Origin of the sequence: Pseudomonas sp. OVF7 (assembly GCF_030644265.1) — a bacterium.
Classification (GTDB): Bacteria; Pseudomonadota; Gammaproteobacteria; order Pseudomonadales; family Pseudomonadaceae; genus Aquipseudomonas; species Aquipseudomonas gorinensis.
The window spans coordinates 5,955,231-5,970,672 of record NZ_CP128996.1; the positions used below are offsets into that span (position 1 = coordinate 5,955,231).

At 58.0% G+C, this 15,442-nt stretch carries 9 protein-coding genes and 1 pseudogene; 4 read left to right on the forward strand and 6 right to left on the reverse strand.

Annotation, left to right across the window (positions count from 1 at the left end; genetic code table 11):
- Positions 1 to 41: 41 nt before the first annotated feature.
- The 3 genes from QU606_RS27045 to aceK form a co-directional block, all read right to left on the reverse strand.
- A complete protein-coding gene (locus QU606_RS27045) occupies positions 42 to 1,163 on the reverse strand; it encodes a beta-ketoacyl-ACP synthase III (RefSeq protein WP_150054406.1) in 1,122 nt (373 codons plus the stop codon).
- 349 nt (positions 1,164 to 1,512) lie between these two features.
- On the reverse strand, positions 1,513 to 5,424 hold the full coding sequence (gene hrpA / locus QU606_RS27050; protein WP_304997832.1) for an ATP-dependent RNA helicase HrpA: 3,912 nt from the start codon (positions 5,422 to 5,424) through the stop codon (positions 1,513 to 1,515).
- Between the two features lie 70 nt (positions 5,425 to 5,494).
- Complete coding sequence (gene aceK / locus QU606_RS27055) at positions 5,495 to 7,216, reverse strand: bifunctional isocitrate dehydrogenase kinase/phosphatase (RefSeq protein WP_024076817.1); 1,722 nt, start codon at positions 7,214 to 7,216, stop codon at positions 5,495 to 5,497.
- 417 nt (positions 7,217 to 7,633) lie between these two features.
- Between aceK and QU606_RS27060 the strand changes: the two genes are divergently transcribed.
- The 3 genes from QU606_RS27060 to QU606_RS27070 all read left to right on the forward strand — a co-directional run bounded on the left by QU606_RS27060 (position 7,634) and on the right by QU606_RS27070 (position 11,100).
- Positions 7,634 to 9,244 carry a methyl-accepting chemotaxis protein gene (locus tag QU606_RS27060; protein WP_370531130.1) on the forward strand — a complete coding sequence of 537 codons (1,611 nt, stop codon included), beginning with the start codon at positions 7,634 to 7,636 and terminating at the stop codon, positions 9,242 to 9,244.
- Positions 9,245 to 9,296: 52 nt separating this feature from the next.
- Entirely contained in the window at positions 9,297 to 10,181 is an 885-nt protein-coding gene (locus tag QU606_RS27065; RefSeq protein ID WP_069076800.1) for a DMT family transporter, read from the forward strand.
- A 172-nt stretch (positions 10,182 to 10,353) separates the two neighbouring features.
- Positions 10,354 to 11,100, forward strand: coding sequence for a bifunctional 2-polyprenyl-6-hydroxyphenol methylase/3-demethylubiquinol 3-O-methyltransferase UbiG (locus tag QU606_RS27070; protein WP_069076799.1), 747 nt, complete (start codon positions 10,354 to 10,356; stop codon positions 11,098 to 11,100).
- A gap of 162 nt (positions 11,101 to 11,262) precedes the next feature.
- Here the strand turns inward: QU606_RS27070 and QU606_RS27075 are convergent, their stop codons facing one another.
- Entirely contained in the window at positions 11,263 to 11,451 is a 189-nt protein-coding gene (locus QU606_RS27075; protein WP_069077445.1) for a DUF6429 family protein, read from the reverse strand.
- Positions 11,452 to 11,561: 110 nt separating this feature from the next.
- Positions 11,562 to 12,764: pseudogene (locus QU606_RS27080) on the reverse strand (IS66 family transposase).
- Positions 12,765 to 12,983: 219 nt separating this feature from the next.
- Here QU606_RS27080 and QU606_RS27085 point away from each other — a divergent pair.
- Positions 12,984 to 14,108, forward strand: coding sequence for an IS481 family transposase (locus QU606_RS27085; RefSeq protein WP_102672951.1), 1,125 nt, complete (start codon positions 12,984 to 12,986; stop codon positions 14,106 to 14,108).
- 160 nt (positions 14,109 to 14,268) lie between these two features.
- Here the strand turns inward: QU606_RS27085 and QU606_RS27090 are convergent, their stop codons facing one another.
- On the reverse strand, positions 14,269 to 15,441 hold the full coding sequence (locus QU606_RS27090) for a hypothetical protein (RefSeq protein WP_193689646.1): 1,173 nt from the start codon (positions 15,439 to 15,441) through the stop codon (positions 14,269 to 14,271).
- Position 15,442: the final 1 nt, after the last annotated feature.

The following is a 15,442-nucleotide window of genomic DNA, read 5'->3' on the forward strand; positions in this document are numbered from 1 at the left end:
GGCAAGCCAGCTCCCACATTGGATCGTGACCGACCGGTAGATCAGCGTTTGCGCAGGATCACGCTACCAATGGAGTACCCGGCGCCGAACGAGCTGAGCACCGCCACGGCGCCCTTGGGCAAGTCGTCCTGGTAGGTGTGGAACGCAATCACCGAACCTGCCGAACTGGTATTGGCGTAAGTGTCGAGGATCACCGGTGCTTCTTCCACCGTGGCTTCGCGGCCCAGCAGTTTCTTCACGATCAGGTGGTTCATGCTCAGGTTGGCCTGGTGCAGCCAGAAGCGCTTCACATCGGCCACATTCAGTTGGTTCTCTTCCAGGTGCACACCGATCAGCTCGGCGACCATCGGGCAGACATCGCGGAAGACTTTGCGGCCTTCCTGCACGAACAGCTTGTCGGGGGCCCCGATGCCTTCTTCCGCCGCACGGTTGAGGAAGCCGAAGTTGTTGCGGATGTTATTGGAGAACTTGGTCAACAGCTTGGTGCTCACCACGTCGAACTGGTGCTCGGAAGTTGCCAGGTCGGCGCGCTCCAGGATCACGGCCGTGGCGGCGTCACCGAAGATGAAATGGCTATCGCGGTCACGGAAGTTCAAGTGGCCGGTGCAAACTTCGGGGTTGACCATCAGGATCGCCCGGGCCTGGCCCAGCTGGATGCTGTTGGCGGCATTCTGGATGCCGAAAGTGGCCGAGGAACACGCCACGTTCATATCGAAACCAAACCCCTCGATGCCCAGGGCTTCCTGGACTTCAATGGCGATGGCGGGGTACGCACGCTGCAGGTTGGAACAGGCAACGATCACGCCGTCGATATCGGCGGCGGTCTTGCCGGCGCGCTGCAGGGCTTGCTCGGCGGCACCAATAGCCATCTGGCACAGGACCGACCATTCATCGTTGCTGCGCTCGGGCAGGCGCGGGGCCATGCGTTGCGGGTCGAGAATGCCGTCCTTGTCCATGACAAAGCGGCTTTTGATACCGGAGGCCTTCTCGATAAAGGCTGCGCTGGACTCGGTCAGCGCCTGCACCTCGCCGCGCTCGATGGCAGCGGCGTTGTCGCTGTTGAACTGCTGCACGTAGGTATTGAAAGACTGCACCAGCTCTTCGTTGGAGATGCTGTTGGCCGGGGTGTACAAGCCAGTGCCGCTGATGACGACGTTATGCACGGTCGTTCCTCTAAATCTGTCAGGCAGAAGATATTGGTACCGTCGTACCAAACTGTAAGTAGTCCGATTCCCCACCGCGGGCACCAAACTGGCAACGCTTTATTCCATCGCGCCGCGGCTGCGCACCAGCCCATCACGACGATCCCGGCATTTATAACCGCGAAGTTTGCCACAAACCCAGGGATTTGGCGCCATATGCCACTGTTCAAAGCGCACCGATTTCTAATGTGGGAGGGGGCTTGCCCCCGATAGCGGTGTATCAGTCACAGAATCTTTGCCTGACACACCGCTATCGGGGGCAAGCCCCCTCCCACATTTGGACCTGCCCTCCTGGAGGCAGGGAGAGGCTTCAGGGTTCTACCTGGCTCCACTGCTTGCTCAGGCGCTTGTCGGAAATCGGTACCTTGGTGCCCAACTGCTGGGCAAACAACGACACGCGATACTCCTCCAACCACCAGCGATAGAGTTCCAACTGAGGGTCGCGCTTGCCTTCCTGGGCATGTTTGTTCAGGCGGTTCTGGTACTGCGCCCAAAGGCCGCCCAGCTCGGTGCTCCACACCCGGTCCTTTTGCACCTGGCTCGGCAGCTTCTCCAGGCGCAGCTCGATGGCCTTGAGGAAACGCGGCAGCTCCTTGAACCATTGCGCCGGGGTTTCCCGCACAAAACCGGGATAGACCAGGTTGCTCAACTGTTGCTTGATATCGTTCAAGGCCACCGCCTGGGCCAGGTCGATCTTGCCTTTGAAGCGCTTTTGCAGGCCGTGCCAGAGCTTCAGCACCTCCAGGGTCAAGCGCGCCAGGCGTTCGGCGTGCTCGGTCCAGCTGCCACGCTTACGTTCGGCCAAGGCCGCCAGGCCGGCACCGTCGCGCGGCAGGCTGGCTTCGCCGTCCAGCACGCAACTGTCGAGGCTGGCCAGCAGGATGTCCTCCACCAAGGCATCGATACGCCCCAGTTCGCGGTACATCAGGCCCAATTCGGTCAGGCCGGGCAACTTGCCGCGCAGGAATTTCGCCGGTTCAGCCAGTTGCTGCATCAGCAAGCGTTGCAACGCGCGGCGGTGCTGGAATTCAGCCTCCGCGGCCGTTGAGAAACGCCCCTCCTTGACCGCGCCGCCCTCCTCCACCAGCGCCGGGTACACCGTCATCGACAGCCCGGCGATCTTCTGCTGGGTCTTCTCGGCCACCGCCGCGAACGCCTTGGCTTGCACCGGTTGCTGGCTTTTCGCGGTCTGCGGCACGGCCAATGCGGCCTGGCTGGCTTCGGCAAAGCGCGCGGTCAGCTCGGCCAGGTCGCGGCCTTCGCCGAGGAACTTGCCCTGGCCGTCGACCACTTCCAGGTTCATCCTCAAGTGGCTGTCGACTTGCTGCGCGGCCTCGGCCCAGGCTTCATCACTGACCCGCGCGCCGGTCATGCGCAGCAGTTCGCGGCCCAATGCCTGGGGCAGCGAGCCCTGGCCAAATTCGATGCGTTGCAGCGCGGCCTTAACGAAATCCGGCACCGGCACGAAGTTCTTGCGCAGTGCCTTGGGCAGGTTACGCACCAGCGCGATGCACTTGGCTTCGATCACCCCCGGCACCAGCCATTCGAGGCGCTCCGGCGGCAAGGCCGGCAACAGCGGCGCCGGTACCCGCAGGGTCACGCCGTCGCGCGGATGGTTGGGCTCGAAGTGGTAACTCAGGGCCAGTTCCAGGTCGCCCAGGTGCAGGGTGTCGGGGTAATGTGCGGCAGTGACTTCGCTGGCTTCGCGGGCCAGCACGTCTTCTTCGCGCATGATCAGCAATTGCGGGTCTTTGTGGCTGTTGACCTTGTACCAGCTGTCGAAGGTGGCGGTCTGGTGGATCTCCGCCGGCAAGCGCGCATCGTAGAAGGCGTAGAGGGTTTCTTCGTCCGCCAGGATGTCGCGACGGCGCGCCTTGGCTTCCAGTTCGTCGAGCTGCTCCAGCAGTTGCTGGTTGGCCGCCAGGCACTTGGCGCGGGACTGAATCTCGCCGCGCACCAGGCCCTCGCGGATAAACAGCTCGCGGGACACCACCGGGTCGATGGGCCCGTAATGCACCGGCCGCCGACCGACCACAATCAGCCCGAACAAGGTGATCTGCTCGAACGCCACGACTTGGCCGCGCTTCTTCTCCCAATGGGGCTCGAAGTGGTTTTTCTTGATCAGGTGCCCGGCCAATGGCTCGATCCAGTCGGCATCGATCTTGGCCACCATGCGCGCATACAACTTGGTGGTTTCCACCAGTTCGGCGGTCATCAACCATTGCGGGCGCTTCTTGCCGATGCCCGACGACGGATGAATCCAGAAGCGCCGCTGACGCGCGCCGAGGTAATCGCCGTCTTCGGTCTTCTGGCCGATCTGGCTGAGCAGGCCAGACAGCACCGCCTTGTGCAGTTTGGGGAAGTCCGCCGGTTCCTTATTGACCGTCAACTGCATGTCGCGACAGATCAAGCTCAACTGACGATGGGAGTCTCGCCACTCGCGCAGGCGCAAATAGTTGAGGAAGTTCTTGCGGCACCAGTTGCGCAGCGGGCTGGCGGTCAGTTCCTGGCGTTGTTCTTCAAAGCCGCGCCAGAGGTTGACCAACCCGGCGAAGTCCGAATCCGGGTCCTTCCATTGTGCGTGGGCCTGGTCGGCGGCCTGCTGGCGCTCCGGTGGGCGCTCGCGTGGGTCCTGGATCGACATGGCGCTGGCCACGATGAGTACTTCCTGCAAGCTGCCGAGCTTGGCGGCTTCCAGCAGCATGCGGCCCATGCGCGGGTCCACCGGCAGGCGCGCCAATTGGCGCCCCAGCGGCGTCAGCTGACTGTTGCGGTCGACGGCCGAGAGCTCCTGCAACAGGTTGAAACCGTCGCTGATCGCCTTGCCATCCGGCGGCTCGATAAACGGGAAGTCGGTGATTTCACCCAGGCGCAGGTGCAGCATCTGCAGGATCACGGCAGCCAGGTTGGTGCGCAGGATTTCCGGGTCGGTAAATTCCGGGCGCCCGATAAAGTCTTCTTCGCTGTACAAGCGAATGCAGATCCCCGGCTCAACCCGACCACAACGGCCTTTACGCTGGTTGGCGCTGGCCTGGGAGATCGCTTCGATCGGCAGGCGCTGCACCTTGGCGCGGTAGCTGTAGCGGCTGATGCGTGCGGTGCCGCTGTCGATCACATAGCGGATGCCCGGCACGGTCAGCGAGGTTTCGGCAACGTTGGTCGCCAGCACCACACGTCGTCCGGGATGGGACTGGAAGATACGCTGCTGTTCGGCCGGCGACAGGCGCGCGTACAGCGGCAGAATTTCAGTGTGCTTGAGCTGCGCCTTGCGCAGCATGTCGGCGGCGTCACGAATCTCGCGCTCGCCGGGCAAAAACACCAGCACATCGCCGGGGCTGCGCCGCTCGCTGCGCTCATAGGCGGCGATTTCATCGAGGGTGGCGAGGATGGCCTGGTCGACGGTCAAGTCATCTTCGACACGATTGCCCTCTTCGTCCTGTTCCAGGGTCAGTGGACGGTACCAAGTGTCCACCGGAAAGGTGCGGCCCGAAACCTCGACAATCGGCGCATCGTCGAAGTGCTTGGAGAAACGCTCCAGGTCGATGGTTGCCGAGGTGATGATCACCTTCAGGTCCGGACGACGCGGCAGCAGGGTCTTCAGGTAGCCGAGCAGGAAGTCGATGTTCAGGCTGCGTTCGTGGGCTTCGTCGACGATGATCGTGTCGTAGCGTTCGAGGTAGCGATCGTTCTGGGTTTCGGCCAGCAGGATGCCATCGGTCATCAGCTTGATCAGGGTGTTGGAGTCGCTTTGGTCTTCAAAGCGCACCTGATAGCCGACCAGCGCGCCCAGCGGCGTGGCCAACTCTTCGGCGACGCGACTGGCGACGCTGCGCGCGGCAATCCGGCGCGGCTGGGTATGACCGATCAGGCCGTGTTGGCCGCGGCCGATTTCCAGGCAGATTTTCGGCAGTTGGGTGGTTTTACCCGAGCCAGTTTCGCCCGCAATGATCAGCACCTGATGCTTGAGCAATGCTTCCTTGATCTCATCGCGCTTGGCGGCAATCGGCAGGCTGTCGTCGTAGCGAATCACCGGCAGGCTGGCACGCCGCGCCGTGACCTGGGCACAGGACGCCTGCATGCGCGTGACCCACTGCGCCAGCTTCTCCTCATCGGGCTTCTTGCGCAGCTCGAGCAACTGCCGCCGCAAGCGGTGGCGGTCGGCGAGCATGGCGTGGTCGAGGTTTTTCAGCAGTTGGTCGATAGCAGGCGCTTGGTCAGTCATCAGGTGCGTTTGGGTCGTCTATTTATGCAGGGGGCGGATTGTCGCAGAAAACCGCCGCCGCGCGCGCCCCTCATTCGTTATCGCGGTCCTTGCGCCGGTAAGGGAACACATCGATGACCTTGCCGGCCCGAATCGCGTCTTGCAGGCTTTTCCAGTAGTCGGCGTTATACAGCTCGCCGTGCAGTTCATTGAACAGCTTGCGCTGGCCAGCGTCGGCAAACAGGAACGGCGGGAATTCTTCGGGGAACACATCCAGCGGGCCGATGGAGTACCAGGGCTCGGAGGCCATTTCATCCTCGGGGGTGCGGGGTGCGGGGATGTGGCGGAAATTCGCCTCGGTCAGGAAGCAGATTTCGTCATAGTCGTAGAACACCACACGGCCGTGGCGGGTGACGCCGAAGTTCTTCAGCAACATGTCACCGGGAAAGATATTCGCCGCCGCCAATTGCTTGATGGCCAGGCCGTAGTCTTCCAGGGCTTCGCGCACTTGAGCGTCGTTGGCGTTGTCGAGGTAGAGGTTGAGGGGGGTCATGCGCCGTTCGGTCCAGCAGTGGCGGATCAGCACGGTGTCGCCCTCCACTTCGACGGTACCGGCGGCCACATCGAGCAATTCGGCCAGGCACTCGGGCTCGAACTTGCTCAAGGGGAAGCGAAAGTCGGCGAACTCCTGGGTATCGGCCATGCGCCCGACGCGGTCGACGCTTTTGACCAGGCGGTATTTCTCGATCACCGTGGCGCGGTTGACGTTTTTCGACGGCGAGAAGCGGTCCTTGATGATCTTGAACACGGTGTTGAAGCCCGGCAGCGTGAACACGCTCATGACCATGCCGCGCACGCCGGGGGCCATGATGAACTGGTCATCGGTGGTCGCCAGGTGGTTGATCAGCGCGCGGTAGAACTCCGACTTGCCGTGCTTGTAGAACCCGATGGAGGTGTACAGCTCGGCGATGTGCTTGCCCGGCAGGATGCGCTTGAGAAAGCCGATGAATTCCGCCGGTACCGGTACGTCGACCATGAAGTAAGAACGGGTGAACGAGAAGATGATCGACACATCGGCTTCATCGGTGATCAGCGCGTCGATCTGGATGCCGCGCCCTTCGCGGTGCAGCAGCGGGATGACCAGGGGCCACTGTTCTTCATGGGTGTAGATGCGTCCTACGAGGTAGGCGCCCTTGTTGCGGTAGAGCACCGAGGAAAACAGCTCGACCTTGAGCTCCGGGTCCTTGCAGACCCAATCCGGCAGGTTCTCGCGCAGTTGTGCTTCGAGGCGGCGCAGGTCGGCCGGCAAATCGGCATAGGGTTCGCTGAAGCGGTAGTCGGCGAAGATCTGCGCGAGCATATCGGTGATTTTGCCGGCCGGCGTGTAGATGCGGGTCTGCGCCGCTCGCGCCCGACGCAGGCTCGGCCGGGTCGTGTGGATGAACATGCAGCCGTCGCTGATCAGGTCATGGCTGAACAGGCCGCAGAAAATCGAGTTGTACCAAGTCTCGGACAGCTCATCGTCAAAGCGCAGGTCAATCAGGCCTATATAGGCGCTTTTCACCAGCGGCCAAACGTCGATATCCAGCAGCGTGGCCTCGTCGAAGGCAGCCCGCAGGCGCTCGGTCACTTCACTGACCTTCTCTTCATACAGGTTGATACGCGCCGCCGAGGCTGCCTGCCCCAGTTGCCACTGGGCTTTTTCGAAACGTTCGCGGGCGCCGTCGGTGATCTGGCGAAAGTGCTCGCGGTAATCGTCGAAGCCTTCAAGGATCATCCGCGCAATAGCGAGGGCGGGCGTGGATTGCGACATGCGGGAAACCTCGAACGGGCATCTGGAAGCCCTGAGCTTAGCCAGTGAAGAGTGACAGGAGAAGGATGATTTTTTCCGACGGCTTGTACAACTTCGCGCAGATCGTACATTTATTTTCAGTTTTTTTAATTCGACCATACGGTCAATAAACACCCCCTAAAGTCGCGTTTCGTACGTTAAACGTTTCATCTGAAAGCCTGGAACCACGTGGCCTGGCCGCAGCAGCCGAGGCAAACCCGCACGGCGACTGGTTTTCAGCATATGTAAGCATTTCGATACAGCCTAAGGGAAACCCTGATTACCGCAGTGATGGCACTTTGATATATACCGCGCCCTCTCCCACCCTAACAAGGTCAGAAGACCGATCCGGGAACTGGTTTTAATCGCCCGAGGAGCACTGAGATGTCATTGAGGAACATGAGGATCGGGCTGCGCGCCAGTCTGAGTTTTGGGGTGTTGGCCAGCCTGCTGGTGATTGTCGGCCTGTTTGGCCTGGGTCAGATGGCCAAGCTGCGTGAAAACGCCCTGGTGATCGAGGGGTCGTGGATGCCGAGCATCGAGAATATCCATGACAGCGCGGCCTACGCGGCCAGCATCCGTCTGGAAGCGTTGCGCCTGGCAACCACCGACGAGTCGCGCGTGCGTGACAACAGCAAAGGCCTGATCAGCCGCCAGCGTACGGAATTGCAAACCCTGCTGGACCATCACGAAACCCTGCTCAGCAGCGACCAGGAGCGCGAACTGCTCAAGCAGGTCAAAGCCAACGTAAACACTTACCTCACCATCGTCGGGCAGATGATCGCCCTGGTGGATAAGGACCAGCAGCAGGACGCTATCGACCTGCTCAACAACCGCCTGGCGCCACAGGGTGGAATCCTCACCAAGAGCCTGGAGGACATGATCACCTTCAACCAGAACGGCGTGGAAGCCGCAACCGATGCAGCGGCACAGGTGTATACGCGCGCGCAGTGGATTGTCGGCCTGATCATCAGCGTTGCGCTGGTCGCCACCTTGCTGCTGGCCTGGCTGTTGACCCGCAGCATCACCGCGCCACTGGGCCAGGCCCTGAGCGTTGCGCGCAGCATTGCCGCCGGAGACTTGAGCCAGCCCGTCGTGGTGCAGGGCCATGACGAACCGGCACAACTGCTGACAGCACTGGCAACCATGCAGGCGCAACTGCAAACCACCATCCGTGGCATCAGCGAATCGGCGCAGCAACTGGCATCGGCGGCTGAAGAAATGAGTTCGGTGATGGAACAGAGCACACGTGGCCTGCAAGCGCAGAACGACGAGATCGAACAGGCCGCGACCGCCGTGACCGAGATGAGCGCGGCGGTGGATGAAGTGGCGGGCAATGCGGTATCCAGCGCCGAAGCGTCCCAGGCGTCCGACGAAGACAGCAAGCACGGCCACTACCAGATCAGCGAAACCATCAGCTCGATCCAGAACCTGGTGGACGAAGTGCTCGGCGCTTCGAACAAAGCCGAGGGCCTGGCGATGCAGGCCCAGGACATCAGCAAGGTGCTGGAAGTGATCCGCGGCATTGCCGGTCAAACCAACCTGCTGGCGCTCAACGCCGCCATTGAAGCCGCCCGCGCGGGTGAGGCCGGGCGTGGCTTTGCGGTGGTCGCCGATGAAGTGCGCTCACTGGCCCAGCGTACCCAGGATTCCACCGAAGAAATCGAGCAGATGATCGCCGGCATTCAGCAAGGCACCCAGGACACCGTCAGTGCCTTGAACAGCAGCGCCGAGCACGCCGGCCAAACCTTGCAACGGGCCAACAACGCCGGCAGCGCCCTGGAAAAAATCACCGCTGCCATCTCGCAGATCAGCCAGCGCAACCTGGTGATCGCCAGCGCCGCCGAGCAACAAGCGTTGGTGGCCCGCGAAGTGGACCGCAGCCTGGTGAATATCCGGGACCTGTCGACCCAGACCGCCGCTGGCGCCACCCAGACCTCGGCCGCCAGCCAGGAACTGTCGCGCCTGGCGGTGGACCTGAATGGGTTGGTGACGCGGTTTGTTCTGTAATCAATAGAAAGGTCATGTAACACTCGCCGGCTTATTGAGGTAGGAGCGTTACGTGAGACCTGTCGACACCTTGTACTTGCTGGGGCTCGCCGCCATCTGGGGCGCGAGTTTCCTGTTCATGCGCATCATCGCGCCAGAGATTGGCACGGTGCCGACCGCGTTTTTCCGCGTGTCGATTGCCGCCGCAGGGTTGTTGGTGATCCTGGCGATGATGCGCGTGCGCTGGGACTTCCAGGGCAAGTTCAAGACCGTCCTGCTGCTGGGGGTGATCAACTCCGGGATTCCCGCGACGATGTATTCGGTGGCCGCCCAGGTGCTGCCAGCGGGTTACTCGGCGATCTTCAATGCCACCACGCCGTTGATGGGGGTGTTGATCGGCGGGCTGTTCTTCAGCGAGCGGCTGACCCCGTCGAAAATCGCCGGGGTGTGCCTGGGGCTTTTCGGTGTAGGCGTACTGACCCGCGCGGGCCCGGTGGCGTTTGACCTGGAATTATTGATGGGCGCGCTGGCCTGTTTGCTGGCGACTACGTGTTATGGCTTTGCCGGGTTCCTGGCGCGCCGCTGGCTGGACCAGCGGGGAGGATTGGACAGTCGTCTTTCCGCACTGGGCAGCATGCTCGGCGCCACGTTGTTCCTGCTGCCGTTGTTTATCTACAGCGCCATCAGCCATCCGCCCGCGAGTTGGGGTGGGTGGCAGGTGTGGTTGTCGCTGCTGGGCCTGGGGCTGGTGTGTACGGCGTTTGCCTATGTGTTGTACTTCCGCTTGCTCACTGCGATTGGCCCCGTGAGATCGATGACCACCACTTTCCTGATCCCGCCGTTCGGCGTGCTGTGGGGCGCGTTGCTGCTCGACGAGCCGTTATCAATGGCGCATCTGTATGGCGGAGTGTTGATTGCGGGGGCGTTGTGGTTGGTGTTGCGGCCAAAAAAACTATAAATAAGCCAGCCTGGATGCTTTTATCCATAATTGTAAAAAACAGCAGCGACGGAAACCTGCAAGGAAAGGGATAAATCTTACCGCAGTCTTCCGCTAGGAGGCACGTCGTGTATTATCCTGAGCGTATTCGACTCAATGTCGAGTCGCGCCAAGTTGCGTAGAGGGGAACCACATGGGCTTTTTTGATAATTTCCCAAGATTTTATAAAACCAGCCAAACCAGCCCGTTTCCAGACCGCCTGAATTCGCGGTTTTGCGCAATAATGGAGCGGAATATCGAGTTAATAAAAGGCAAGCGCGTTCTTGATATAGCAAGTCACGACGGGCGTTGGTCATTTGCTGCCCTACAAGCAGGTGCGGCCCATGTTACGGGTATCGAACCCCGGCAAGAGTTGATTAACAACGCCATTGATACGTTTAACGAGTATGGTATCGAACCCTCACGTTTTAATTTTTTGTGCGGCGATGTATTCGACCACCTCAGCAACAAAGAATTTGATATCGTTTTTTGCCTCGGGTTTTATTACCACACTATTCGACATGCTGAATTATTTGACTTGATCGAACGTACCGGCGCAAAACTTGTGGTAATCGACACCGAAGTGACACCGGTAGTCGATGAGTTACCGGACATTGAAAACAGCGATCCTCGCGTTGTATTTGCCAACCCTCATGGCGTCCAGCTCCTGCTTGACCCGGTGGAAGACCAGCAAATGGCTTACTCCGACTCACTGACGCGAAACGGAAAAACCCTCGTCGGACGCCCGTCAAGAAGCGCCATACGCTTTATTGCTAAACACTTTGGATATGCGACAGAGACGTTCGACTGGAACACATTCATTTTAGAGAACCCTGAAATTGAAAGTGCAATGGTGGACTACAGCGAAGGCTGGAGAGATACGTTTTACTGTTCAAAATAAGAGTCAGTATGAATAATGTCTGAGCACAGGTAGTAAGTTAAAAACATTCAATCCATACCCCCCCTCTACCGTATGGCTCCGGTATTAAGTCATATATCCGAATCGGATACATGCTCCACTTGAGTTTTTTACCCCAAACAAGCGGTTGGCTATCTGCCGACCTCACTCTAGCCCTTCAGCCGTGAACCGGATTGATTTGTTCTTGTTCACAGGACTACTGATGAAACCGTATTCATGCAATCGGCTCACGGTCTCGAAGTCGAGCTTTTTCCACGCATTGCCGTTATCAAAACTGAAGGTTACCAACAGGGGCAACACGGCTTCCTCAATCCGTTTATCATCGTATTCCATGATCGTTGCTCCGCCTGTATTCTTTAACCTCATCGTAAACCCCACCAGCCATCAAGATGGATAGAATATTAACTATACGATACTGGTGAGCATTTCCAGGACAGTAAAGCTTAAAGAGCCGCCGGCAGGCACTCAAGGGTGTGGTGTAACCACGTATAGGGCCCCACTGTAAAGTTGGGCACTAGCCGTCGTACCTTTGGGCGTGTCACTGAACAACCAGTTCTTTCTTAGGATCCCAAAGGGCCTGATAGCTCTTTCGTCAGGTTGTTGTCGATTGGCAGATGTACTCCTCGATGTACTGCTCAAGTTTGTTCCAGTTGCTCGCCAGGTAGTTGATGGCTTTGCCTGTTGATCAGGTCCTGTGTGATGTCGGCCGGCCCCCCTCGCCTTTGGGTTGCACTTTTTGCGCTTCGACAAATTTTCGCCGTGCATGCACCCAGCAACCTAAACGCTCAACCCCTGCCTGCGTGCCCAGCGCTTTGTAACCAGCGTAATCATCGGCCATCACGTAGCAGCGATAGCCATCAAGCAGGCGCGTCGGCACTTCCTGCGCCCCACTGATGGGGTAGTAGAAAAGGATCACTGGTTTGTAGAGCGGGCCGCCGGTTTGCGCACACTACTTGTCTCTCGATCAGGCTCTTTCAACACCTGTACCCGAGTTTCATCGCAATGGATGATGCGGCTTTCCAGCAACTGGTCGCGCATTAAATTCAGCGCTGGCTGTAAGTGTTCGCCGCACTGGATAACCCAGCGGGCCAAGGTCTGACTCGGGATATCGATTCCATGGTAGCCCCGTAGCATTTCGAAACGGGGAAGCGGCAAACCGTCCACGTATTTGATGGTCTGCAGCATCGCTAGCACGCTTGGGCAGGCCATGCTTTTCTGAATCAGTTGAGCCGGCTTGTCCGCCGTGGCCGGTGCCGTTTCACAGGCACGGCAATGTAGACCTTACGAAAATGTTTGATCACTCGGATCTACATCGGCAGGGTTTCAAGCTGCTCGCTGACCTGCTCGCCGATAGCGTGTTTGCGGCAGCCGCACGCATAGGTCAGTTCATTCCCGGACAGTTCATGGATGACTTGATGCAAGGGAGATCGGCCGGCAGCAGTTTGCGCTTACCAATCCGCAGTGGTCGGCGCAACAGCTCCCTCTTCGGCGGCTTAATCGATGGGTTCTACGACGCTTTCCGCTTCATTGAACAAGGCTAGCTGCAGCGTTTCCGGGTCAGCCACTTGCTCAGACCTGCGTCCGAACAGGCGCTGACGCAACAGCGAATTTTCTCCTTTGATATCCACTTCGACCAGGCCATCAATGGATTTCGAAAGTCGACGAGCTTAGCGTAGAGATAGACTTTTTTACTTTTTACGTCGGGTCGCATCATGGCGGACCGGCTCATGAGGGAATCGGAAGCACAGCATCGGGGATTAGGTGGCCACTTTGAATGTCGGGTGTATGGACCGGACACATGGTTGACGGGTGTGCGGGGACATGGTGGACACTTTTCGGCGAGCCAATTTCGCCGGAAAGCCATCATGCCCTGGGACACGAGAGATGCCATGAGCCTGAAAGAAGAGTTTGTTGCCTTAGCACGGCAACCCGGCAGCAACAAACGAGAACTATGCCGACGGTTCGGTATCAGTCCGCAGACGGCTTACAAGTGGCTTAACCGCTACGCGACGCTCGGCCATTCAGGGCTGCAAGATAAATCCCGAAAACCGGCTACCAGCCCCAAGCTGACCACGCCGGCCCTGGAAGCGCAGGTCATAGCGCTCAGACAAGACCATCCAGCATGGGGTGGGCGCACGATCAGCAGCCTCTTGAAAAAGCAGATTGCTCCCAGCACCGTTACCAATGTCCTGCACCGGCACGGGCTGATTCAGCCGACTACGAAGGAGCAAGAGGCAAAGCTGAGGTTTGAACACGAGGCGCCCAACAATCTTTGGCAGATGGATTTCAAAGGGCATTTCCCGACGCAAGAAGGCAGATGCCATCCCCTGACTTTACTGGACGACCATTCACGTTTCAGTTTGGCTATTCAAGCTTGTGATAACGAGCGTGGAGCCACGGTGAAAGAAAGGTTGACCGAGGTATTCCAGCGCTTCGGATTACCGGCTCGCATCAACGTTGATAACGGACCGCCTTGGGGCTCTCCACGTAACCCTGGTGAAATCACAGAGCTGAGTATCTGGTTGATTCGTCTGGGTATTCGGATCAGTTTCAGCCGCCCTTACCACCCACAAACCAATGGAAAGATTGAGCGTTTCCATCGCTCACTCAAGGCCGAAGTACTTGAAGGGCGTCAGTTTTCCACGCTCAAGGAAGCTCAAGCAGCATTTGATCGGTGGCGTGATGTTTATAACCTGCAACGGCCCCATCAGGCGCTGGACTACAAGGTGCCTATGGACCGGTATAGAGCCAGCCCATGGGCTTATCCGCAACAGTTACCAACCTTTGAGTACGGACCGGACGACGTATTAGCCAAGGCTTATCACAGCCGTTTTCGTTTTCAGAAACGCTACTTCAGCATCGCCAAAGGTTTGGCTGGGCATCACATCGCAATACGGCCCAACACTGAAGGTGATGGACTGTTTGACGTGTTTTTCTGCCATCACTTCCTACGAACGATCGACGTGAGCAAACCTGACTATGGTCCATAATGTGTCAACCATGTCCCCGCACATGTGTCCACCATGTGTCCGGTCCATACAATGTCGGGTTAATGGAGCGCTTAGAAATCTGCAAGACACATTGGCTTGGCCCCCGTAATATGTCCTGCCTGCGCCAAACCAATGTGCGAAATTGCTGTGACAGATGTTGTCAATGGTCTTCTAAAGTGGGCATGACACTCATAGTGTGCCGGGTTCCCGTTTCAATAATGACAATTGCAACAGCGTCTGGTTTGAACTTCTCAATGAGGTCAGTACGAAAGAAACCGTCCTGCACATGCGCCATGACAATCGTATCAAAGTGCTCTTTCAGAAGTGGCAGCAACTCAGTTGAGAATGAGTCCCTCAGAAGGAGTAGCGTCTTTCCGGTTTTAGCGTCGGTATGAAGAACCTGCGGCCCAACCCAGCTATGGTTGTCACTCAGGAAGGTCGTTTTTTCAGGAGGATGGGTCACCATCCCCGCAAACGAGACCCGATCATGCGGGACGAAATCCGCTATCCCAAGCATCAATGACAAATCTCTGGGAATCCCTGCCTTTGAGAGCCCAACCGGTGTAAACGCAGTCAACGGCAACGGCTGCATGCCGGCAAAGTCTTTAGACAATCTGGTCATTAACTGTTTGTAAGCAATATAAGCGCCCAATCCCGTCCAATGCGTGTCGTACTCATCATAGAGCTTTTGATTGTGTCGCTCTTGGAAAATGGCTTCACGAGGATCTACGATTTGATCGAACCCTGCTTTTTTTGAAGCACTGATGATTTCATCAACTTCAGTATTAACTCTATGCCCAGGCATCCAACTAGGTCGATTTTCGGGATAGATATCCTCCTTCACAGGAGCTACCATGAAATAAAATTTCGCGCCTCTTTTGTTCAGGTAATCCACGCGTTGACGAAACCCACTTACCCAAGCATCAATATTTGGTTTATCCAGAATTAAATCACCTGACATAAGTACCAAGTGACTACCATCATCATAAAATAGCCAGCCGTTCTGGCCGACAATAATCCTTTTCGAACCCGAATATCCGAGTTTGTAACGAATAAAATTCAACGCCGCAATCATATGTGCACGCAGTGGAAACTGGTCGATTGCGAAGGCGTCCAACTTTGCCGGCAATATCGCCCAGTCAGCGAGACTTTTCGGAACCCCGGGTGCACTTGCGAGTACCCGGTTCTCAGACATACCTGGCTCAGCAACATTGAACAAAGGAAACAAGTGGATGACGAAAACGACCACCAGTACTCCAACAACCAAAGACCACCAATGATAAGTACGTCGGGTCTTTATAGACAGCTCACTACTTTCGGATGCATGGCTCATT

Excerpts from the sequence above, each read along its gene's own strand:
- hrpA (WP_304997832.1), bottom strand. The coding sequence starts at position 5,424 with ATGACTGACCAAGCGCCTGCTATCGACCAACTGCTGAAAAACCTCGAC.
- aceK (WP_024076817.1), bottom strand. The coding sequence starts at position 7,216 with ATGTCGCAATCCACGCCCGCCCTCGCTATTGCGCGGATGATCCTTGAA.
- QU606_RS27060 (WP_370531130.1), top strand. The coding sequence starts at position 7,634 with ATGAGGATCGGGCTGCGCGCCAGTCTGAGTTTTGGGGTGTTGGCCAGC.
- QU606_RS27070 (WP_069076799.1), top strand. The coding sequence starts at position 10,354 with ATGGGCTTTTTTGATAATTTCCCAAGATTTTATAAAACCAGCCAAACC.
- QU606_RS27075 (WP_069077445.1), bottom strand. The coding sequence starts at position 11,451 with ATGGAATACGATGATAAACGGATTGAGGAAGCCGTGTTGCCCCTGTTG.
- QU606_RS27085 (WP_102672951.1), top strand. The coding sequence starts at position 12,984 with ATGCCCTGGGACACGAGAGATGCCATGAGCCTGAAAGAAGAGTTTGTT.
- QU606_RS27090 (WP_193689646.1), bottom strand. The coding sequence starts at position 15,441 with ATGAGCCATGCATCCGAAAGTAGTGAGCTGTCTATAAAGACCCGACGT.